This is a genomic window from Anaerohalosphaeraceae bacterium, from assembly GCA_037479115.1.
Classification (GTDB): Bacteria; Planctomycetota; Phycisphaerae; order Sedimentisphaerales; family Anaerohalosphaeraceae; genus JAHDQI01.
In genome coordinates, this window is record JBBFLK010000012.1 from 62,807 (window position 1) to 84,171 (window position 21,365).

The 21,365-nt window shown below is 56.3% G+C and carries 21 protein-coding genes; 9 read left to right on the top strand and 12 right to left on the bottom strand.

The window, feature by feature from the left end; all coding sequences use genetic code 11:
* Nucleotides 1–11 precede the first annotated feature (11 nt).
* Complete coding sequence (locus WHS88_07465; GenBank protein MEJ5260009.1) at nt 12–614, top strand: hypothetical protein; 603 nt, start codon at nt 12–14, stop codon at nt 612–614.
* A 518-nt stretch (nt 615–1,132) separates the two neighbouring features.
* On the opposite strand, the gene WHS88_07470 is transcribed toward WHS88_07465, so the two are convergent.
* From WHS88_07470 to WHS88_07485, 4 genes are all read right to left on the bottom strand, one after another.
* Nucleotides 1,133–2,950 carry a methyl-accepting chemotaxis protein gene (locus tag WHS88_07470; GenBank protein MEJ5260010.1) on the bottom strand — a complete coding sequence of 606 codons (1,818 nt, stop codon included), beginning with the start codon at nt 2,948–2,950 and terminating at the stop codon, nt 1,133–1,135.
* A 51-nt stretch (nt 2,951–3,001) separates the two neighbouring features.
* Nucleotides 3,002–3,685: a hypothetical protein gene (locus tag WHS88_07475; protein MEJ5260011.1), complete on the bottom strand. Its 684-nt coding sequence runs from the start codon at nt 3,683–3,685 to the stop codon at nt 3,002–3,004.
* Between the two features lie 679 nt (nt 3,686–4,364).
* Nucleotides 4,365–6,371: a methyl-accepting chemotaxis protein gene (locus WHS88_07480; protein MEJ5260012.1), complete on the bottom strand. Its 2,007-nt coding sequence runs from the start codon at nt 6,369–6,371 to the stop codon at nt 4,365–4,367.
* A gap of 26 nt (nt 6,372–6,397) precedes the next feature.
* Nucleotides 6,398–6,907: a chemotaxis protein CheW gene (locus tag WHS88_07485; GenBank protein ID MEJ5260013.1), complete on the bottom strand. Its 510-nt coding sequence runs from the start codon at nt 6,905–6,907 to the stop codon at nt 6,398–6,400.
* A gap of 307 nt (nt 6,908–7,214) precedes the next feature.
* Here WHS88_07485 and WHS88_07490 point away from each other — a divergent pair, with 307 nt between their 5' ends.
* The 5 genes from WHS88_07490 to WHS88_07510 all read left to right on the top strand — a co-directional run bounded on the left by WHS88_07490 (nt 7,215) and on the right by WHS88_07510 (nt 11,643).
* Nucleotides 7,215–8,783: a phage portal protein gene (locus tag WHS88_07490; GenBank protein ID MEJ5260014.1), complete on the top strand. Its 1,569-nt coding sequence runs from the start codon at nt 7,215–7,217 to the stop codon at nt 8,781–8,783.
* A 49-nt stretch (nt 8,784–8,832) separates the two neighbouring features.
* Nucleotides 8,833–9,330: a hypothetical protein gene (locus WHS88_07495; GenBank protein ID MEJ5260015.1), complete on the top strand. Its 498-nt coding sequence runs from the start codon at nt 8,833–8,835 to the stop codon at nt 9,328–9,330.
* A 91-nt stretch (nt 9,331–9,421) separates the two neighbouring features.
* A complete protein-coding gene (locus tag WHS88_07500; protein ID MEJ5260016.1) occupies nt 9,422–10,576 on the top strand; it encodes a DUF5309 family protein in 1,155 nt (384 codons plus the stop codon).
* Nucleotides 10,577–10,700: 124 nt separating this feature from the next.
* A complete protein-coding gene (locus WHS88_07505; protein ID MEJ5260017.1) occupies nt 10,701–11,363 on the top strand; it encodes a hypothetical protein in 663 nt (220 codons plus the stop codon).
* A 22-nt stretch (nt 11,364–11,385) separates the two neighbouring features.
* Nucleotides 11,386–11,643, top strand: a complete 258-nt coding sequence (locus tag WHS88_07510) for a hypothetical protein (GenBank protein MEJ5260018.1) — start codon at nt 11,386–11,388, stop codon at nt 11,641–11,643.
* On the opposite strand, the gene WHS88_07515 is transcribed toward WHS88_07510, so the two are convergent.
* The gene (locus WHS88_07515) at nt 11,635–11,835 is read right to left on the bottom strand and encodes a hypothetical protein (GenBank protein MEJ5260019.1); all 201 of its coding nucleotides are present in this window, start codon (nt 11,833–11,835) and stop codon (nt 11,635–11,637) included. The genes WHS88_07510 and WHS88_07515 overlap by 9 nt on opposite strands.
* Before the next feature lie 74 nt (nt 11,836–11,909).
* Between WHS88_07515 and WHS88_07520 the strand changes: the two genes are divergently transcribed.
* Nucleotides 11,910–12,494: a hypothetical protein gene (locus WHS88_07520; protein MEJ5260020.1), complete on the top strand. Its 585-nt coding sequence runs from the start codon at nt 11,910–11,912 to the stop codon at nt 12,492–12,494.
* A gap of 12 nt (nt 12,495–12,506) precedes the next feature.
* Here the strand turns inward: WHS88_07520 and WHS88_07525 are convergent, their stop codons facing one another.
* Together WHS88_07525 and WHS88_07530 are read right to left on the bottom strand one after the other, a co-directional pair.
* Nucleotides 12,507–13,037: a GDYXXLXY domain-containing protein gene (locus tag WHS88_07525; protein MEJ5260021.1), complete on the bottom strand. Its 531-nt coding sequence runs from the start codon at nt 13,035–13,037 to the stop codon at nt 12,507–12,509.
* Nucleotides 13,030–14,376 carry a DUF2157 domain-containing protein gene (locus WHS88_07530; GenBank protein MEJ5260022.1) on the bottom strand — a complete coding sequence of 449 codons (1,347 nt, stop codon included), beginning with the start codon at nt 14,374–14,376 and terminating at the stop codon, nt 13,030–13,032. The genes WHS88_07525 and WHS88_07530 overlap by 8 nt, the downstream gene beginning before the upstream one ends.
* A 203-nt stretch (nt 14,377–14,579) precedes the next feature.
* Between WHS88_07530 and WHS88_07535 the strand changes: the two genes are divergently transcribed.
* Together WHS88_07535 and WHS88_07540 are read left to right on the top strand one after the other, a co-directional pair.
* Complete coding sequence (locus WHS88_07535) at nt 14,580–15,959, top strand: phosphomannomutase/phosphoglucomutase (GenBank protein ID MEJ5260023.1); 1,380 nt, start codon at nt 14,580–14,582, stop codon at nt 15,957–15,959.
* 91 nt (nt 15,960–16,050) lie between these two features.
* On the top strand, nt 16,051–16,755 hold the full coding sequence (locus tag WHS88_07540; protein MEJ5260024.1) for an SDR family oxidoreductase: 705 nt from the start codon (nt 16,051–16,053) through the stop codon (nt 16,753–16,755).
* Between the two features lie 214 nt (nt 16,756–16,969).
* Here WHS88_07540 and WHS88_07545 read toward each other — a convergent pair whose 3' ends face one another.
* The 5 genes from WHS88_07545 to WHS88_07565 all read right to left on the bottom strand — a co-directional run bounded on the left by WHS88_07545 (nt 16,970) and on the right by WHS88_07565 (nt 21,318).
* On the bottom strand, nt 16,970–17,569 hold the full coding sequence (locus tag WHS88_07545) for a DUF2179 domain-containing protein (GenBank protein ID MEJ5260025.1): 600 nt from the start codon (nt 17,567–17,569) through the stop codon (nt 16,970–16,972).
* 19 nt (nt 17,570–17,588) lie between these two features.
* The gene (corA, locus tag WHS88_07550) at nt 17,589–18,653 is read right to left on the bottom strand and encodes a magnesium/cobalt transporter CorA (protein MEJ5260026.1); all 1,065 of its coding nucleotides are present in this window, start codon (nt 18,651–18,653) and stop codon (nt 17,589–17,591) included.
* Nucleotides 18,654–18,742: 89 nt separating this feature from the next.
* Nucleotides 18,743–20,290 (bottom strand): PhoPQ-activated protein PqaA family protein, encoded by a 1,548-nt coding sequence (locus WHS88_07555; protein ID MEJ5260027.1) that lies wholly within the window; start codon nt 20,288–20,290, stop codon nt 18,743–18,745.
* 83 nt (nt 20,291–20,373) lie between these two features.
* Complete coding sequence (locus WHS88_07560; GenBank protein MEJ5260028.1) at nt 20,374–20,778, bottom strand: Dabb family protein; 405 nt, start codon at nt 20,776–20,778, stop codon at nt 20,374–20,376.
* A gap of 207 nt (nt 20,779–20,985) precedes the next feature.
* A complete protein-coding gene (locus tag WHS88_07565) occupies nt 20,986–21,318 on the bottom strand; it encodes a hypothetical protein (protein ID MEJ5260029.1) in 333 nt (110 codons plus the stop codon).
* Nucleotides 21,319–21,365: the final 47 nt, after the last annotated feature.

A 21,365-nucleotide genomic window follows, 5' to 3' on the forward strand; every position in this document is an offset into this window, starting at 1 on the left:
GAGAAGAAACGATGAAAAACCGGTGGATGATCTGGCTGGTTGTGCTGGGGGCGTTTGGACGGGCGGAAAACATTGACCCCTACAACACGGGCTCCCAATACGGCTGGGCGGAGAACGCCGGCTGGCTCAATGCCGAGCCGGATGTCGGCGGCGGAATGCAGCTGGACGCCAATCAGGTCAGCGGCTGGGTCTGGGCGGAAAACATCGGCTGGATTAATCTGCACTGCGTCAATACCAACAACTGCCGCAATGTGCGGTTCGGCGTGGCCAATGACGGCGCCGGCAATCTTTCCGGCTTTGCCTGGGGAGAGAATGTCGGCTGGATCAACTTCGCTCCGACCTACGGCGGTGTGACGATTGATTCTCAGGGGCGGATGAGCGGCTGGGCCTGGGGCGAAAACATCGGCTGGATTCGATTTGACGGGACCCAAATCTGGTCCGTGCGGGTGTGTATCGTGACGCTCGATGATTTGGCCAATTTCGCCTCCGACTGGCTGGCGGTCGGCTCGCTGCCGGCAAATCTGGACCTGACGAATGCGGTGGACTTGGCGGACTTTGCCCTCTTTGCACAAAAATGGCTGACCTACTGCCCCGACGGCTGGCCGCTCAAATAAATCAGAACCACCTGATTTGCCCCATCCTTCTTCCCGCCAACTGATAACTGAAGCTCTGGGCGAGAAAAAATAGCCCCGGGCGATCAGCCCGGGGAAAGATGGGGATGGGATTTCCTGCTCTTTTTCCCCGCCCTGGCGGACGGGGCTATTCTTCAGCGTCCGGCGTCCAGTAACCAGCCGAAAAGCGGGGGCCAAAATCTCTTCTGTCAATTGGCGGAGAATCTCGGCGAGGAAAATAGCCCCGGGCGATCAGCCCGGGGAAAAAGAAGCGGCGTTGTTTTCTATATTTTTCTCTGATAGAAAGGTTTTTTCCGGTGTTAAAAAACCCGTCGGCTCGGGAAGCTTCCGGTCCGCCGGTGTGCAGGGCGGTTGCGAGGAAAATAGCCCCGGGCGATCAGCCCGGGGAAACCAGACGCGTCCTTTTTCCTGTTCTTCTCTTCCAAACGTCCATTTCAGAAAGAAAACAAAACGGGCCGGGATGGTTTCCGGCCCGTTCTGTCTGTGAGTATGCTGACGGTTTATCCGTTGAAGTCTTTGAAGTCGTCCTCGAGGGGGATGACTTGGCTGGGTTCGGGCTTATTCGCTGCGGGCGCCGTCTTGGGCTTGGCAGCGGCCTTGCCTTTCCCCTTGCCTTCGGCGATATGATGGAAGGTCTGGTCGGTCAGGGACAGCCGCGGGGGTTTTTTCGCAGATGCCGCCGGTGCGGAATGGGAGGAAAGGGTCTGCGTCTGTCCGCTGCTGCCGTCCACGAGGGCTACCAGCTGCTGGACGACGGTGTGCATCTGCTGGGCCTGAGCGGACAGTTCTTCGGCGGCGCTGGCAGACTCTTCGGCCGCGGCCGCATTCTGCTGCGTAACCTTATCCATCTGGGATACGGCCGTATTAATCTGCTCAATGCCCTGGGCCTGTTCGGTGCTGGCGGCGGCGATTTCGGCGACCAGGTCGGTGGTTTTTCCGACGTGGGCGACGATTTCCTCCAGTTTTTTGCTGACCTCGGTGGAGATTTCGACGCCGTTTTTGGCATTTTTGACGGAACCTTCAATGAGGGCGGCGGTATTTTTGGCCGCTTCCGCGGACCGCATGGCCAGGTTTCGTACTTCTTCGGCGACGACGGCGAATCCCTTTCCGGCCTCCCCGGCTCGTGCGGCCTCGACGGCGGCGTTAAGGGCCAGCAGGTTGGTCTGGAAGGCGATTTCGTCGATGACCTTGATGATTTTGGAGGTCTCATCGGCGCTCTTTTGGATGTCGTTGATGGCCAGGGTCATCCGTTTCATGGCCTCGGCGCCGTCGTGAGCGGCGGATTTGGCCTGAGCGGCGAGGGTGTTGGCCTGCTGGGCGTTGTCGGCGTTCTGCTTGGTCATGGAGGACATTTCCTCCAGAGAGGAGGAGGTTTCCTGGAGTCCGGCGGCTTGTTCAGTTGCACCTTGGGCCAGCGATTGTGAAGCACTGGACACCTGTCCGGAGGCACTGTGAATCTGTTCAGATGCCTCATGGAGTGAATCAATAACCCGCTTGAGCGGTTTGAGGATGGAGCGGCTGATGCCCAGAGCCAAAATGCTGACGGTTAAGCCCGCCGCAATGCTGACAGCCAGGAAAACCGCAATGGTTCTTTGGGCTGCTTTCTGGATGGCGGCAGCGGTTTGAATCGTCTCTTCTTTTTTCGCATTAACCAGCTGCCGTTTGGCGTCAGCCGTTTGTTTTTTGGCTTCTACGGCCTTCATCGTGGCGGCAATTTCTTGTTCGAGGGCCTGCTGGAGTTTGTCAATTTTGTCCCGCATGGCGTCAAAGGCCTGGGCCGCACTGCCGCCGTTGCTCGATTTGCGGGCCCAAACCAGCTTTTCCGCCGAAGCCGACTGCTCAAGAACCCTGCGGGTTTTGCCCTTCCAGTTTTCAAATTCCGCCAGAAATTCCTTATAAAGCTGACGGGTTTGGTCGGTTTGGAAACAGACAGAGGCCTTTTCCATCCGAGCGGCGGCCTGGTCGATATTTTCCGTATGCACCGCTTCCACAGCTTTCAGTTCGTCCGTGTCAGATGCAGCCAGAGCCATCTTTTCCGCAACAAGGGCCTGATGCACATCTCGGTCCGCCTCGAGCATCAGGGCGATGCCGTCCTGCATCTGCTGAAGCTGCTGAATGTCTGTGTTGATCAGCGGAAGGAAGGTCTCTTCAATCAGCGGATTGATTTCCTTGTCAATCAGAGCCGTAAAGGCCTGATTGACGCTCTGGTCAAACTGCTGTGTTGTCCGGCGAAGTGCCTGCCAGGTAATCAGCGACAGCACAGCCAGAACCGCCAGCGGAACAATCGCCAGCACGCCGATTTTTCTTTGGATCACCATAAACGGTTCCCTTTCTGTCTGCGAGAGTTGGTAGCAGGTTCAGCATCCCGATTACAGTTTGTCCACTTTCACGCCCCAGCACACAGCCCCGATCACGTTGCCTTCCGGGTCTATAATCGGCAGAGAAACCTTCTGGTCCACACTGTCGGTGGATTTGTCGTATTTGCGTTTCTCAATAATCAGGCCGCCTTTGCCTTCATTAAAGGACTTTTGCCACTTCGGCTCGTCACCCTGCCAGTAGTCGGAGGTCATCACATTTTGCCCGACATTGGCGCCCTGATTGTCCATCACAAAGCATTCGCCGATCAGATTGGGCAGGACTTCCTTAACCAGCCGCTTGATTTCCGCCGCACAGGCATTGCCCAGTTTTTCCTTGTGAATCGGCAGTTCTTCCTCGGCCTTCTGCCACTGCTCATCAATCTTCTTGATTTCATCCAGCGAAACGCCCTTGGCGTTCTGGGCCGCTGTTTCCTTGACAAATACCGGATTGGTGCACAGCGGAAGCAGCTTTTCCGTGATGAATTTCTGCAGTTTGGCGTGCGATTCCGTCAGCTGCTTTTTTTCATCGTCCGTTTTGGCTTCGGACAAATCCGGTGCTGCTTCTGAAGCGGCCTTGGTCAACTGCTCCAGAAGAGCCGTCACCTTCGGATTGACTTTCGGTTCTTCATCGGCGGCCAAAAGAATCCCTGTCAGGACAGCAAAAGCAACCCACACAAGCGCATGTTTTGTTTTCATAGGCGGTCTCCATTAAAAAAGTTGAACGGTTTTGTTTACAGCCAATCAGGATGTGAATCGGAGAAGTAAACGACTCTGTTTGATTCCATAAAAGAACAGCGGCGGCTCCTCGGGATATTTTCGGATAGACCCGCCGGAAAACATTGATAGATTCGACGAACCCTATAAAAGGGTTTAGTAAAATTTTTCTTTCCGCCCTTTCAGTTATTCATTCGGTTAAAACACAAATACGGCTGTTCTCCTCTGGAGGATTATCAGACTTTTTGTTTGTATAGCCTTTTCACAATATTTCGTTTTGGGGAGAGTTTCTTTTTTATGAGACTTTCTTCAGAGAACGAAAACCCCCGGCGGGGCAAGAAGGTTCTGATTTGCCGGCGTGTTGGGCGGCTGCAAGGAGAATAGCCCCGGGCGATAAGCCCGGGGAAACGAGAAGTATTCTTTCTCTTTTTTTTTCAGGGAGGTTCAGAGATTTCCGTTGTGCGAAAAAAAACCCCGGCGGGTTGGGATTGTTGCCGACTCGCTGAGATGTTGGGCGGTTGCGAGGAAATAGCCCCGGGCGATAAGCCCGGGGAAACGAGACCTTTTTCCTGTTCTTCTCTTCAAAACTTCCATTTCAGAAAGAAAACAAAACGGGCCGGGATGGTTTCCGGCCCGGTCTGTCTGTGAGTATGCTGACGGCTTATCCGTTAAAGTCTTTGAAGTCGTCCTCGAGGGGGATGACTTGGCTGGGTTCGGGCTTGGCAGCCGATGGAGCCGTCTTGGGCTTGGCCGTGTTCGTGGTCTTGCTTTTTCCCTTGCCTTCGGCGATGTGATGGAAGGTCTGATCGGTTAAGGACAGCCGCGGGGTCTTTTTCGCGGATGCCGCCGATGCGGAATGCGAGGAGAGGGGCTGCGTTTGTTGTCCGCTGCTGCCGTCCACGAGGGCCACCAGCTGCTGGACGACGGTGTGCATCTGCTGGGCCTGAGCGGACAGTTCCTCGGCAGCGCTGGCGGATTCTTCCGCCGCGGCGGCATTCTGCTGGGTGACCTTGTCCATCTGGGATACGGCGGTGTTAATCTGCTCAATGCCCTGGGCCTGTTCGGTGCTGGCGGCGGCGATTTCGGCGACCAGGTCGGTGGTTTTGCCGACATGGGCGACGATTTCCTCCAGTTTTTTGCTGACTTCGGAGGAGATTTCGACGCCGTTTTTGGCGTTTTTGACGGAACCTTCGATGAGGGCGGCCGTGTTTTTGGCGGCTTCGGCAGACCGCATGGCCAGATTTCGGACCTCTTCGGCGACGACGGCGAATCCCTTGCCGGCCTCGCCGGCCCGTGCGGCCTCGACGGCGGCGTTGAGGGCCAGGAGGTTGGTCTGGAAGGCGATTTCGTCGATGACCTTGATGATTTTGGAGGTTTCATCGGCGCTCTTTTGGATGTCGTTGATGGCCTCGGTCATCCGCTTCATGGCCTCGGCGCCGTCGTGGGCGGCGGATTTGGCCTGAGCGGCCAGGGTGTTGGCCTGCTGGGCGTTGTCGGCGTTCTGTTTGGTCATGGAGGACATTTCTTCCAGACTGGAGGAGGTTTCCTGGAGCCCGGCGGCCTGTTCGGTAGCGCCTTCGGCGAGGGACTGGGAGGCGGACGAGACCTGTCCGGAGGCACTGGAGACCTGCTCGGCACCGGTGGTCAGGTCGGCAATAATCTGATGAATCGGCTTGGTGATGCTTCGAGTGATGACATAGGCCAGGACGATGCCGATGACAATGCTGCCGGCGGAGGCCAGCAGAAGCGTCAGGTTGACCAGATTGGCTGTGGATTTCAGGTCGTTCTGCAGGTGCTCATCCAGCTCGTTCATCAATTGAACGATGTTGCTGGCGGTGGCGACCATTTGGGAGTAGACCTTGCGCTGGTCCAGAAGGCTTTGATAAAACTGTTCACCGGCACGGGCGTATTGATTGACGGCCTCGTTCATTTTGGAGGCATAGGCCTGCAGTTTGGGCTCTGAAGCGGTTTTTTGGGCCCATTCAGCAAGGCCGTCTCGCAGCGTTTGCAGCTGCTTCTGGAAATTGTCCCATTCTTTGTCGGTCTCATTGGCAATCAGATACACGCCGCTGACCCGCAGCAGCAGGAAGTTCTGAACGATATTTTCATTCAGCAGCTTGTCAAACTCGGCCCAGTATGCGGCCTGTTGAGTGTTGTTTTCCTGAACGGCCTTTTGGAATTCAGGGTCAATGACGTTCCGCATGGCTTCGTCGAGGCTGCTGGTAATGTCCGCACCGGTAGTTCGCCAAATTCCGACGGCCTCATCTTTTTTCTTCTGAGCGGCGATACCCTGTTCAAACAGGGAGCGGTAGTCCGCGCTGGCGGAAAGCATTTTGGACACGATTTGCCGGTCCTGCTGGGTCAGATGGGTATTTTCTGACAATCCTTTTAATTCGGCGACCAGCAGGTTGTATGATTCCCCCCATTTTTCGGCGGCATTTTTGTTGTCGGAGCCGATGGCGGCGAATTTATGAATCATAAAATCCCGCCGCAGGGTGGCACACTGATTCAGGTGTCCAACGGCCTGCTGGCCCTTGAATAGAAGGTTAGAAAACGTCTTAATTTCAGTTATTCCCCGCCAGCTGATCAGCCCCAGCAGGGCGGTAATCACAACCAGACAGCCAAATCCCAAAAACAGCTTCGTGGACAGTTTCATGTTCTTGACCATTCGCAGACTCCTCAGAAAAAAAGGAACTAAATCGATTCCTCAGCACTCTGCTGAACGACAGAATCGATTTCAAGCAGCAGTTTGACTGAATCGTTTGTCTTGGCAATCCCACGGAGGAAGGAGGTATCGATGGTGCTGCCGAGGGATGGTGCCGGCTCAATTTGTTCGGCCTCAATGTCCAGAACCTCTGAAACCCGGTCCACAATCAGACCGGTCAGGACTGCCCCTTCTGCTGTCTGCGTTTCGATGATGACAATACAGGTTTGGTCTGTAATCTCCTTCTCAGGCATTCCGAATTTCAGACGCAGGTCGATTATCGGAATGACCTGACCTCGCAGGTTCAATACGCCTTTCAGGTAAACCGGCGATTTCGGTACCGGAGTAACGGGGACGTAGCCGATAATCTCGCGGATTTGAAGAATATCGACCCCAAATTCTTCCTCTCCAATGGCAAAAGTTAAGTATTTGCCTTCAGAGGCGAGATTGTTTTCGGAGTGTGAACGTATAACAGATGTGGTTTTTGCTGAGACTGCCATTCTTCAGCTCCTAAATTTTTAGGATTTTTTCCCCTAAGTATCTTGGGAATATTTCTGAGAAGGGGTTCGGAGTTTTTAGGGTTAGGCTTAAGAAAAAAATGTACTTTTTCGAAAAAAACAGTCCAAAAGTGCAACAGGACCGGGCGTTTTTTTTCAGAAATTTTCTTTTTTTGATAAATTATTGATTTTTTCGGACTTGTCTGAGGTCCTGCCGTCCGTTTCATCCCCGTTTTTCGTTTCATTTGTGCAACAGTGCGCCAAGGGTAGAGAGACAAAAAGAAGAGAACAAGCAAAACGGAGACAAGCGATGGCGTTTGATTTGACGATTTTTCAGGATTCCGCACTGAAGGAGCCCTTTCTTGACTGGCTTATTCAATCCCATTGGCCCGCCTGGTTTGCCCGCTTTCATCGCCTCTGGGAATATTATCAGAACCGCTTGATCGGTCCGGTTTCGTTTGAAGATGCCGACGGCCGCTGTGCAGAATCCGCCCGCCCCTATATTCAGGCGCAGGAAATGGGCCTGCCTCCGCGAATCACCGGACGTCTGTATGATTCCCCTGACGGTATCAATGCGGGCAGGGTTGTCCGCGACATCCGCCGCAAGGAGGTCGTGATTGAAAATGACATCGCCTGGCGCATCAGTGCGATGGTGGATTTTCTCTTCGGCAAAGGCGTTTCATTCGTCAGCAGGGCCCCCAGTGCTTCTCGTCGCAGAGCCATTCAGACGCTTCTTGAAGCTGTGTTCGAGGCCAACGGGGGCCCTGCATTCTTCCAGGACCTGGCGGTGCTCGGGGCGGTCTATGGGTTTGTCGACTGCATCATTCGTCCCGGCGCTCGGCTGAACGCACATCTTCAGGCCGCCACCCCCGGCCGTTCCGTTCAGACTCCCGATGCATCCGTATCCCTTCCGCGCATCCGCACCTTCGCTTCCGAGATTGCCCTGGACCTGGTCGAAGCCCCCCGAGCCCTGCCGGTCCTGGAAGAAGACGACTGCCGAACTATTCGTTATTACATTCAGCATTTTCTTCAGGAGCAAAACGAACCGGAGCAGCCGCCGGCGCTTCTGGAGCGGTTTTTCCGAAGGCGTTCGATTCCTGCCGGCCGCCGCAAAACCGCTATCACAGAAATCATCGGCCCTCGCTGCTTCCAGCGCTATGAAGATTTTCAGTGCGTCGCCGAAGGCCCCAATCCGCTCGGCTATCTCCCCGTGGTGCATATTCAGAATCTTTCACAGCCCTATGCCTACGAGGGCATCAGCGACGTTGAGCAGCTCATCGGCCTGCAGGATGAACTGAATACGCGCCTGTCCGACCGGGCCAATCGGCTCACGATGCAGGCCTTTCGGATGTATCTGGCCAAGGGTATCGAGGGCGTCGGTGAAAAGCCCGTCTCGCCAGGCCGGATGTGGTGTACGGACAACGAGAACGCCTCCATTCAGGAATTCGGCGGCGACGACAACTGCCCCAGCGAAAACCTGCACATCCTCGATATCCGCGATGCGATGGACAAAATCAGCGGCGTAACCCCCGTCGTCGCCGGTGTGCTCAAGAACAAAATCGGCCATCTGACCTCCGGTGTGGCCCTGAAGATGACCTTTATGGGGATGCTCACCCGCAACAGCCGCAAGCAGTACACCTACGGACAGGGGCTTCGGCGGATGGCCGAAATCATTTTGGATATCTTTGACCGAGCGGGCGTCTTTCCGACCTCGCCCGAAGAGCGGCAGCTGGACGTGCGCTTTCCCAATCCGCTGCCGGAAGAGCCCGCCGAACAGCTCAAAGAAGCCCAGCTCAAAAAAGACCTCGGCGTGCCCGCAGCGGACATTCTCAAAGAACTGGGATACGAACCGGCGGACTTCGAGCCGACGGCGGAATAATTGCGCAGCAGACAAAACAAGGAAATATTGATCGGAAAGGAGCGAGTTTATGACGCACTCAAACGATGAACCCCGACAGGAACAGACAACCCCCTCCGGTGCGGAAGCGATTCCGGAGGCCGTCCTGATTCGCCGGCAGGTCCAGGCCGCCGAAAAGGAACTGGCTCAAATCAGGGCCGAACGCGACCGGCTGGATGCAGAGAATCACACACTCCGCAAAACGCTGGACCGGATTCAGACGGACCGGCAGCTCGATGAGGCAGTCCGGGCCGCCGGGGCAATCGACGGCGAAACCGTCTGTCTGCTGATTCGTCAGCAGCTGGCGGAAAATGACAAGGCCGACATTCCGGCCCTGCTGGAGCGGCTCCGGCGGGAAAAGAGCTGGCTGTTTGAGACAGACGGTTCGGCTCGACCGAAGCGCTCCGCCGGACAGCGTGTCCTGCCCGACCGCACGGCCGCTCTTCAGCAGGCCGCCGGAAAGGCCGAACGAACCGGACGGCTCAACGATGTGCAGGAGTATCTGCGCATCCGAAGGCAATTTGCCTGAGAGACTGAAATCCCCCGTATTCAAGACCCAATCATTTTGATTTCGAAGTTCGCGTTTTGAAATTCGTTTTTTCAAAGAAAGGAGTTTGATTATGCCGTTTACCGGAAAAGCAACCTACAGCGCCGGCCCCGCTCTGCCCGAACTGGCGGAGGACGTATCGGATTTGGTCGGGATTATTTCCCCCTATGAAACGCCGCTGCTGGACGCCCTCGGCGACCCGGCCCGCAGCGCCGCCAGCACCCGCCACGAATGGCTCGAAGATGCGCTGCTGCCCAACAAGGATTCCATCAGCGATTCGTCGCTGCTGGACCCGCTGAACGAGACCCAGTTTGATGTGAGCGACGGCGGGCGGTTTCGAGCAGGCGATCAGATTCAGATGGAGGGCAAACAGGAACTGATGCTCGTTACGCAGGTGTCCGGCAATACACTCACCGTCATCCGGGGATATGCCGGCACGCCGCGCTCGGCCCTGGTGAACGGGCAGACGGTCAATATTCTCGGCAACGCCGCGCTCGAAGGGGACGAACGCCCCCAGGCCCGTTTTACCTGCCGGCAGCGGCAAAGTAACTGGACGCAGATTTTTACCCAGTCCGTCGAAGTCAGCGGCACGGACCTGGCCGCCAGTCCCATCGGGCTGGCCGATGAGATGGATTATCAGAAACAGATGCGGCTTCGCGAACTGCTGCGCGACCTCGAAAACACCGTCATCAACGGCGGCCAGCCCGCCTCAACCCCCCAGGGCAGCCAAACCGTCCGCCGAACCCTGCGCGGCATCATCCAGCACCTGCAGACCCACGTCTATTCCGTCGGCGCACAGGGCTTTCCGCAGGGCAATGACCTGGATGAACCGAAAATCAATTATGTTCTTCGCAAAATCTGGGAAACCAGCTCTTCGACCGTCGATTTGATTGTCGTCAACGGTTTTCAGAAGCGAAAAATCAACGGCTTTCTGACGGGACTGCGTTCCTTCGGGCCGGCAGATACCGCCTACCGCGATCAGGTGAGTTTCTATGAAAGCGATTTCGGTCTGTGCCGAATTGTGACGACCCGATGGGTGCCGCAGGATGCCGTTCTGCTGCTGGATTCCAGCCGCATCAGCGTTCTGCCCCTGGCCGGACGAAGCTTCCATTACAAGCCGCTGGCCAGCCGCGGCGATTATGAATGCGGCCAGCTCATCGGCGAGTACACCCTCGAACTGAAGAACGAGGCCGCCCACGGTCTGATTCGCGGGCTGACCTGTCAGTAAACATCGGGCGGGTTCTGCGGCAGGGCACCGCGAACGGCACCAGGAGGTCCGCAGAATCCGCCTCTTTTCCGAAATCCTAATTTCTAAATTCGAAATCCGAAAAAAAGAAAGATGATGCGGGCTTATGAAAGTTGCCTTCTCCAGCGATGCGGATTTGTTTTGCTATGAACCGATGATATTCAAAGGCACGACGTTTGCGGGCCAGACGCTCGCCCGCGGCCAGAACGGACAGGTCTCCGGCACCGCTTTTCTGGCCGCCGGTGAAAATTTCCCCGCCAAACAGGTGCAGGCGGGGCATCTGATTTATCTGTCGGACGGCGTCGGCAGTCTCGACGGGCTTTACGAAATCGTGCGAGTGGACGGCGCCTCGCAGCTGACCCTTTCCGTCTTTCGGGCTGATCCGGAAAGCGAGCCGATTCCCGCCGGGACCGGCACGTCGCTGTTTTACCGCATCGGCACGTTTGATGCCCAGGCCGCCGAAGCCGCCCGTCTGCTGATGGAAGCCCTTCCGATTGCTCCCGGCCGGCCCGATGCGGCCTTTCGCCTCGAGGATTTGCTCAGCACGGAACCCTTGCGCATCCTGTCCGTTCGGATGGTTCTGGCGATGGTCTTTGCCTCGCTGGTGCAGAACAAAGAGACCGAGGCGCTCTATCGAAGCAAGCAGCAGTATTATGAACAGGCCGCCGAACTGATTCGCCGCCGGACAATTGTACGGTTTCTTTCAGAAGACGGCACAATCATCGAAAAACCGCTGACTCCGCTGTCGCCGAAAATGTCTCGGAAATAACGGGGCAGAAAGGAATGCACCGATGGAAGCACAGCACTGGCACCTGGATCGAAAAATCAATCTGTCTGTTCTGATTCAGCTCCTGACGCTGGCGGGGCTGATTGTCGGCACCTGGGTCAATCTCCAGCGGCAGTTGGACCGTGTGGCCTATGATGTCAAACTGCTGCTGAACAATCAGGAGCGGTTTACAGGCCGGCTCGATGCCCTGCAGGAAAAGGTCCTTTCGCAGGAATACCGCCTGCGGGCCGTCGAGTCCGCAAAGTCTTCCTCTTCATTTTGAGGCGGGGCTGTGTCCCTGGGTCGGCTGGGAAGATGCTCCAAATCCGGCGGGGGTTTGATACCGGGCCTTTCGCTGGGCCGCTTTCTTTTGCTTTTTGGCATCCCAAATCAGATAGCCGATCCCCCCTCCAATCAGGACGATGCCGACGAGGGCAAACAGCACTGTTAAAAGAATCAGTGTTCCGGTTCTCATCGATGAATCCTTCGAATCCATTTAACAGAATAGGAAAAAAGACAGGGAAAATCAAGAAAAAAAAGGAGGCGACTATGAACAGGTTCAACGTGATTTTGACGCTTTTGATTCTCGCCGGCGGCTGTGAGGGATTTCGCAGGCCCGCTACGCAGGCCCAAAAACAAAACGCCTGGCTCCACCTGCGGACGACCCAGCTGGCCGCCGAACAGGCCGTCTCGGAACAAACTTCTGCACTGCTGCAGGACCTGACGGCTTTGTCTTATCAGCAGAGTTGTGCCTTTGCGGCCGATTACGGTCTGCCGCAGGAAATGGGGCCTGCGCTGACGGCACAGGAGCTTCTGGCTGCCGCAGGACCCATGGCAGCCCGGGCACAAGCCGACAGCTCCACCGCCGAGCTGGAGCCGTGGTCGATGGCGGATGGGCTGCTGGATTTGGGCCTGGCGTTGGCGGGCCTGCTGGGCGGGGCGTGGGGACTGAAAGCCGCTGCCTTTTTCCGGCAGGCGCGGGAAAAATCCGATGCCCTCAAGGAAATCGTCCGCAATAACGAACTCTTCAAAACCCTCTATCCGGATGCAGTCCCGTCGTTCAAGCAGGCCCAGTCCGCCCAAAGTCCCTCCACACGCCGGCTGGTGGCCGAGCTGAAGACCCCCGTACAATAACACCGAAGCGGCTCAATAATCGTAGGTTTTGCCTTGCACAATCAGACGAATCAGGGCGGCGTTTCCATACTTGTCCACGCGAATCTGAGCCAGCGCCCGTTCGCGACCGCTCCGCAGGGCCCTTTCCAGCTCGTCTCGGTCCTTTTCCGGAATGTAAAAGTTTTCAATGCCGTACTCGATTTGGTCCCTGATGACAGTGCCTTTGACGGCAATTTGCTCCGGAGAAAGATTGTTCGGAAGCGTTCGCGACAGCGATTCGAGCGACCAGATGTCTTCCGGGCCTTTTTTCAGCACGGCATACACCGTTGTGGAGGGCTTCTTCGAAGAAGACACGGCGGACAATTGCTCTTCGGAAACCTGTGAAATCTCATAGCGCAGCACAACGTGGTAGCCGCTCAAAAAATCATACGGATCGACCGGTGCTGTTCGAATGGTAATCAGTGTTCCGGTCAGTCGGACGTAAATTTGCCGGGCAGGGACAGCGGCCAGAATCACCAGTTGAAGCCCGACCGCCAGTGCAAAGGAAACGGTTTGTTTAGCCATGAGCGGACCTCCTCTTTCGCAGATAGCGTTCAAAGAGCACAGCGCCGGCAATCAGGGCGATGCCGCAGCCGGCAAACACCGCCGCCTTCAGCAGCAGTTCGGTTTCATACTCGAGCGTGCGGGCCAGGATGTAGGCGGCGGCCGCCAGAACCGAGGCCCAAAAGATCCGACGGTCCTCCAGCACCAGACTGCTGTAAAAAAGGGCCCCCGTCATCAAAAGGAAAAGCAGGTTGGCCGCAACCAGCACAATATCGAGGGTGCTTATCTGCGGCAGCAGGGCTGTTGCAGCAAAGGCCGCCGCCGACAGCACCAGAAAAAACACCGGCAGCCGGTTTTTCAGAACAGGCCCGGAATATACCGCAAGTCCGACAGCAGCCGCGGAGAATATCCCGACGGAAATCAGCAGGGGAACCTGACCGGACAATTCATTCTTTCCGATGGCTTCTGTAACCATATCTCTGGCGTAGTCAAGAAACGAGGTCAAGAAAACTGCCAAAAGACTCCAGAAAAGCCCGACGGTCCAGCAGGGCACAGACACAAACCGTCCGCGGGGACTTTTCCACCCCGCCAGACCCCAGCAAAAAAACACCAATCCGAGCAGTGAGGCCGCCGCCGCAAAGGCATATTCGGAATGGCTGTATCTGAGAAAACTCTGAATCGACATCGGCCAGAAAAAACTGCTCACCAGAAGCGTGCCCCACAGCACCCATTGCGACCGGAGATAATAAACCAGCGGAACAAAAAGAATCAGAACCCATGGCACAAACCAGTTGAACAGAGGGGAAGCATCACGAGTCAACAGATTTCCAAATCCGAAAACGGCCGTCGTAATCAGTCCCAGCACGGCATTGGGAACGCTTCGAACCGCCCAGGCAACGGCGACGGCACCGAGCGTCCAGGCCGCAAAGCCGTTGTAAGGGTCGCTTTGCACGTGAAAAATCTGGGCGACCAGGCCGATATTGGCCCCGAAAATCAGCGTTCCCAGCAGCACAAGGGTATGGCCCAGATTGGGCCAGCGCCCGCTGACCTTCCAGAGCAGAAACCCGCTGATGTGGGCGGCCAGCATCGCCCCTAAAATCAACGTCAGTTTCAGTTCACGGCTCAGATAGGTCCAGTGAGCCGCCACAAAACTGATAATCCCGATGCCGACCAGTGTGGCTCCGATGATATAAATCGTTGTAAGCAGGGCCCGGGTGCCTTCCGATGCCAGCGAGTCCAACTGATAGTGTTGACGAAAAGCCGCCGCCTGCTCAGCGGACAGCAGCCCCTCCGCCTCCAGGATGGGCAGTTCGGTTTTCAGCCGCTTTCGAAACCAGACCGACGGAAGTTTGACGCTCATAAAAGGCCTCCATTTCCGGCTCTTTTGGACAAGCAGCCGGCGGTTATTTTAACACGAGTTGTTTCATCAGGATAAGAAAAAAACCGCTCGGATTTGTCTGTTGACAGGGGCTTCTGAAGGGCATAAGATACGCTTATGATGGAACGTACCGCCTGTTCGAAGGCGGGTCTCGGTGGAAATCCTTACGTTTTGGGAGATGTCGAATGAATCCTGCCATTTTTAAGGCCTATGACATTCGCGGAATCTATCCGGACCAGCTGGATGAGGAAGCCGCCTGGAAAATCGGGCATGCCACGGCCCAGTTCCTCCGCTCGATGCTGCGGGGCTATGAGCGGGGTCTGGCCAACGCCCAGAGCATCTGCGTCGGCTATGATATGCGCACGCACAGCCCGGCCCTGGCCAAGGCCCTGATTGAAGGGATGAATGCCGCCCGCACGAATGTCATTGACATCGGGATGATTGACACCCCGCAGATGTATTTTGCCATCAATCATCTGGGCACCTGCGGCGGCGTCCAGGTGACCGCCTCGCACAATCCGGCCAAGTACAACGGCTTTAAGATTTCCGGCCAGCAGGCCAAACCCATCGGAGCCGATACAGGCCTGAAAGATATTAAGCACATTGCTACGGCTCTGCTGCACACCCTCGGCCGGCCCGACGGTTCCGTGGAACGGTGCGACCTGACCCGCGAGTACAAGCATCATGTACTGAAGTTTCTGGAGCCCAGCCGCCGTTCGCTTCGGGTGGTGGTGGATGCCTCCAACGGAATGGCCGGCAAGATGGTGCCTGCTATCTTCGGCGATGTGGACAATCTCGAACTGATCGGCATCAATCTCAAGCACGATGGCACGTTTGTTCACGACCCCAACCCGCTTGTGGAAGCCAACCTGAACCAGCTGCGTCAGGTTGTCCGGGACAAGCACGCGGATGTCGGGGTGTGCTTCGACGGCGATGCCGACCGGCTGATGGTGGTTGATGAGCAGGGCCGCACCATCGGCTGCGACCTGCTGACAGCCCTGATGGTGCCGTATTTCCTGGCCAAAAATCCCGGCTCGGCCATCGTTTATGACCTCCGCAGCAGCCATGTCGTGCCCGAAGAGATTATCAAACACGGCGGCACGCCCCGGCGCGAACGGGTCGGCCATGCCTTTATGAAGAAAACCCTCCGCGACAGCCACGCCTGCTTCGGCGGCGAACTGAGCGGCCATTTCTATTACCGCGACAATTTCTATGCCGACTCCGGCATGATTACGCTGGTGCATCTGCTCAATATTCTCGGTACCTCCACCAAGTCGATGAGCGAGCTGATTGCCCCGCTTCGCCGGTATGCCTCCAGCGGCGAGTTGAACTTTGAGGTGGAAAACAAAGAAGCCGTGATGAAGGAGCTGGCCCGCAAATACAGCCAGGGGCAGGTCGATGACCTCGACGGCATCACCGTGCAGTTTAAGGACTGGTGGTTCAACGTCCGCCCGAGCAATACCGAGCCGCTCCTGCGGCTGAATGTCGAGGCCAAAACGCCTGAACTGCTCGAGGAGAAACTGGCGGAACTGAAGGAGTTTCTGGGCCAGCCGGTCGCTCATTAATGCGAAACAGGGCGGCACTGCCGGGGAAGGGTATGGCTGTTTACGAAGACCTCAAAGGCAAGCGCGTTTTGGTGACTGGGTCAGCAGCGGCATCGGTCAGGCCGCCGCAGTCGCCTTTGCCCGCCAGGGCTGTTTCGTCGGCGTCCATTATTTCCAAACCCGTTCCGGCGGCCAGGAAACGCTTCAGCAGGTCAAAGCCGTTTCCGACGGCTGTCTGCTTTGCGCGGATATGCGGGATGAAAAGCAGGTCCAGCGGCTTGTTGGCGATTTTGTCAATGCAGCCGGGGGACTGGATATTCTGATTAACAACGCCGGCACGATGCTGGCCCGCCGCTCCATTGAAGAGATGACACTGGAGTTTTATGAGGATGTCTTTGCAACCAACTGCCGCAGCGTCTTTCTGGCAACACGGTTTGCCCTGGAGCATCTGAAGAAAACCCGCGGCTCTATTGTGAATGTCGGCTCGGTGGCGGGCCATCACGGCGGGGGAGGCGGCTCCGGCATCTACGCCGCCGCCAAGTCCGCGGTGCATATGATGACCATTGCGATGGCACGCGAATTCGCCCCCTACGGCATCCGGGTCAATACCGTCGTGCCGGGCCTGATTGAAACCCGCTTCCACGAGCGATTTTCCACACCCGAACGCAAACAGAAGGTTGCCCAGGAAACCCCCCTCGGACGCAACGGCACCGCCGAAGACGTCGCCAAAGTGATGCTTTTTTTGGCCAGCCGGGAGGCGGACTTCATTACTGGTGAATACATTGCCGTCAACGGCGGCCTCTACATGCGCGCCTGATTTTTTGAAAAAATTTTTCGGTGAATTTCCGATAAAATCCGGTCGGATGGGGCAAAATCTTGATGTCTTCTCTATTTTAACGCCTCTTGGCTTGTAAAGAGATTATCCATTTTATACACTGATGCGTACCCTAAAAGGGGTCGATAGACCCCCGTTTACACACAGGCCGCGGGGCGACCCCCTCGCGGCCCTTTTTACAAGACCCAAGAAGTCTTTATTTCCCCTTTCGAAACGGCATCAGCATCCGCAGCCATTCGGCTTTCCATCGGGTCTTTTCCGCCGGAAAAACCCCTTTTTCCACATCCCCGACCTCTTCAATCGAATAAAAGGCCTGCGGATTAAACTGACGAATCAACCGCTGCACATCCTCAATGTGGGCCCGCTTGACTACCGTAAAAATCACCTGCACCTTGCCCTGGGCCCCCCGGCCGTCCAAAACCGTCACACCGAATTGGTGCTGTTTGAGGGAATCCACCAGCGGGCCGGCGTCTTTCTGAGTGATAATCCGGATGAGCACCTTGCCCAGCGACAGCCGGTCCACAAGCATCATTCCGATAAAATTTCCCGCCGCAAATCCGGCGGCATAGGCAATATAGCAGAGCGGATTGGCCAGATGCTGCATAATCTGACCAATGACAATCAGCCAGATAAGCACTTCAAAAAAGCCCGCCAGCGGGGCCAGAATCTTCATTCCTCGTGCAACAAAAATCAGACGAATCGTCCCAATCGTCACGTCCGCTATGCGGGCAATGAAAATCAGAAACGGAAGCACAATCCAGGCAAACCAGAACGAATTCATCCAGCTTTCGGTCATTTTGGTTCTTCAGGAACAGTTAAAGCCACTTGTTTTTCTTAAAGAAATACAGCATTCCCAAAAAAATCAGCCCCATTGCGGCCAGCACAGCCGGATACCCCCAGCGCCACTGAAGTTCCGGCATATATTCAAAGTTCATTCCATAAATGCTGGCGATGAAGGACAGGGGAATAAAAATGGTGGTGATAATCGTCAGCACCTTCATAATCGCATTCAATCGATTGCTGATGCTGGTCAGGTAAATATCCAAAAGCCCCGACACCGTATCGCGGAAGGTATCCACAGAATCCATTACCTGAATCGTATGGTCATAGACATCGCGAAAATACGGTTCCGTCGAATCCGTTATCAGCGGGCTTGCGGTTTTTTCAATCTGACTGATGACCTCCCGCAGCGGCCAGACGGATTTTCGCAGATAAATCAGTTCCCGTTTCAGGGCGTAAATCCGGTTGAGCGTCTCCTCCGACGGTTCTTTAATCACCTCCTGTTCGAGGGCCTCGACCCGTTCGCCCAGTTTCTCCAGAATCAGGAAATACCCATCCACAACCGCATCCATCAGCCGATAGACCAGATAATCGGCTCCCATGCTGCGGACACGTCCGCGCCCGGTCCGGATTTGGTCGCGTATCGGGTCAAACACATCGCCTTCGCTTTCCTGAAAAGAGACGACATAACCGGGTCCCAGCAGGATGCTCACCTGCTCTGACTGAATCCTCTGATCGGCGTCCGCATACTGCAGCATGCGAAAGACGACAAACAGATGGGACGTGCTGTCATCGCATTTGGGGCGCTGGCCGGTGCTTAAAATATCCTCCAGAATCAGCGGATGAACGCCGAACTGGCGTCCGATGCCTTCGATAACGCTGATGTCGGCCAGACCGTCGATATTAATCCAGCGGACCGTATGCAGGGGCTGCGGCTTGAAGCAATCCTCCAAACGGACCGGCTTGCGTTCAACAACCGAATCGGGGCTGTATTCAAAGACCGTAATGACGGTGGCCTCCGGCGGCCGTTCTCCGGTATGCACGAGCGTCCCGGGCGGAAGGCCGGCTTTTTCCGAACGTCTGCGGGTTTTTTTCGCCATAGACGGGTCCTTGTCGTTTAAAAAAGACAAAATACCCCGCACAGACGATTTGTGCAACAGTTTTACAGTGTCCGTCGGCAGGCGGCCGCTCAGAAGGACTCAAGCCAGTGCAGTCCAAACAGGGCCAGGTCGTTCAGATTCACCAGTCCGTCGCCGCCGCGACGCGGGTACAGGTCCCGGTACGGATTGCTCGTCAGCCAGTGCTCGCTGAAGATGACCAAATCCAGAAGGTCTGTGGTTCGGTCTCGGCTGAAGTCGGTCTCGAACGGCCGGATTTCGGGGACTACAACCATTTCGGTGGTGAACAGGTAAGGATACTGGATGCCGCCGACGGTTCTGCCGGGGAAGGTCAGCTCAACAAAATAGGCCGTCCAGCCCTGCGGCGGCACGGGCACCTGCCCGATATACACCCCGCCGCCCTGGTCGGTTAGGGGCGTGGACGTCCAGTTGGGGCCGGTGGTCAGCCGCCGAAAATCCCGTGCCGTCGGGTTGGTAATCTGCCAGAGTTTGACCGCCGTCGGCGTCGTCGAAGTCTGGACAATCGTCCTGCCGTCCGGCTGGACGGTCCAGCTGTAATTCGGTCGGGCGGCTCCGTTCAGCACCGCGTCATAAAAGGGGACCAGCCCGGCAAAAACGCTGCTGTACACTCCGTCCAGGTAATGATTGGAATTCGGCACGGTTCGCAAAAGAGTTTCTCCGGACAGCTGGCGGATGTAGAACTGGGCGGAATCGCTCACGAAAAAGTCATCGCCGGAGGCGGTGATGATGTATTTGGGAAGGGTCAGGCGGCTGCGGTACCGATAGGGGTCCACAATCTCCAGCAGTTCGGCCGTTCGGGGCAAATCAAATCGGTCAAAAATCATTTTTTGCTGATAGGGAGCCAGCGACGGCGCCCAAAATCCATAGCAGGCCCAGTGATGAGCAAAAGAGCGCTCCATGTTCAGCAGGTCGATGACAATCGGAGCAGCCGCAATGACGCGGCTGTCCACGGCCGCCGTCAGCCAGGCCGTCCAGCCGCGCTTGGACCCGCCGGTCAGCACAAACCCATTTACGGTCTTGCCCTGCGAGGCCGCAAAGGCCTGCACGGCATCCATACAGGCCTTGACGGACTTGACCATCGGCAGCTGGGCGGGCCAGAATGAATCGCCGCCGTTGAGAAATTTGTCCCACGTGTAGGCGATAATCTCATCCTCGCTGCGGGAGAAGGACTCATCCAGGAACCGGATGGGCTGGTTGGGCACGGCCGTGAGGGTTACAATCAGGGAACGGGTGGCCATCGATAAAAGACGCATCTGGCTGTCAGCAGCCGGGGCGGGGTCATTGGTGCTGCCGCCGTTAATCAAAAGCAGGGCAGTCGAACGGGTCGGGCCCAGGACCGAGGAAGGAACAATTACGGTTACCCAGTGCCTCCAAAGGACCTGGCTGGGCTCTACTTCTGAACTGTTCCGCCACTGCTGGGAATTCAGGCGAAGGGTAAAAGCGGTTGTAAAGGTGGCGGAATCGTAGGTCCCGCTGCCGACCTGAGTCCAGGAATACGACGCATCCGGCATCGCCACATAATCATCCAGCGCCGTTGCCGAGACGAGCGAAGACAAAACCAGAAAGGCAACCCCCGCTCCAAAATATCGACCTTTCATCTCCTGTCCTCCTCAAAAAACCTTATTCAGCATAGCACTTCCTGTCGCCGAAAGCAAGTCTTTCCGCTTTCGAAGACAGCAGCTTACTGAATCAGGGAATCAAACACGCGGACCTGCTTCCAGTTGGCCTCGTTCCGCTGGATGAATTCGAGGTGCTTTTTGGAGGTCTGATAGGCGTCGTAGGCGGCGACGCTGTCAAAGACAATCAGCAGGCACACATCAAACCCGGTTTCATTGACCGCCCGCTGCATCTGGACCGCCCGCTCGCCCGCCGCAAAATACACCACCCCCTCGTGGCTGCGAAGCCACGCATAGGCATCGCGGACCAGCTGCTGTTTGGCGTAGATGGAGTTATTGTTTAGGGTGAAAAAGACTGTATGAGCCACTTGCGGCCCGGCGGTCAGTTTCTTGGGCTGCCCGACCATTTCGCAGCCCGCGGCCAACAAAAGCGTGCTCAATGCCCAACAAAGAAATTGTCTGTGAATCATTCTGTTTCCTTTCAGCCTCCCGGGTTCATTCCTTTTTTTCTGGCAATAATGAACCATAAGAAGAGTTGTTTGAAAAGAGGGATTTCCGGTTTGCGGAGGATTCGAGCCGAGCGCAAAAAAATAAGGATTCCCCTTCTGCCGGGAAATCCTGCACCGGTCTTTGCGCTCTCTTTTGTACGCCGTAAGGGTCGCTTGCTCAGTCCGACCTTACCAGGTCTGATTTTGCGCTTCCAGTTCGCTTTCGAGATTCAGACGGGCGTATTGGGAGGGCAGTTCTCCTTTCCCGTCATCGTCCGCGGCAAGCAGTGGGGCACCGCTCATTGGAAGGGCCGCTTTTGGAACGTAGCGTGAGAGCACTTTTTGGGCCTGTTCGGTTTGTCCGGCGGCCATCAGTTCCTGCACGGCCTCCAGACGCGCCTGAGCCAGAACCCGTTCGCAGCGGTCATGGGCCCATTGGGCTCGATAATCCGTTGTTCCGCAACCGCCGCCTATCAACGCGATCCCTGCGACAGCCAAACTGAGAATCGGTATGTTTTTCATACGCATTTCTCCCTTTCTGCTTCGGCTGGGCGCAGACAATTCTCGCA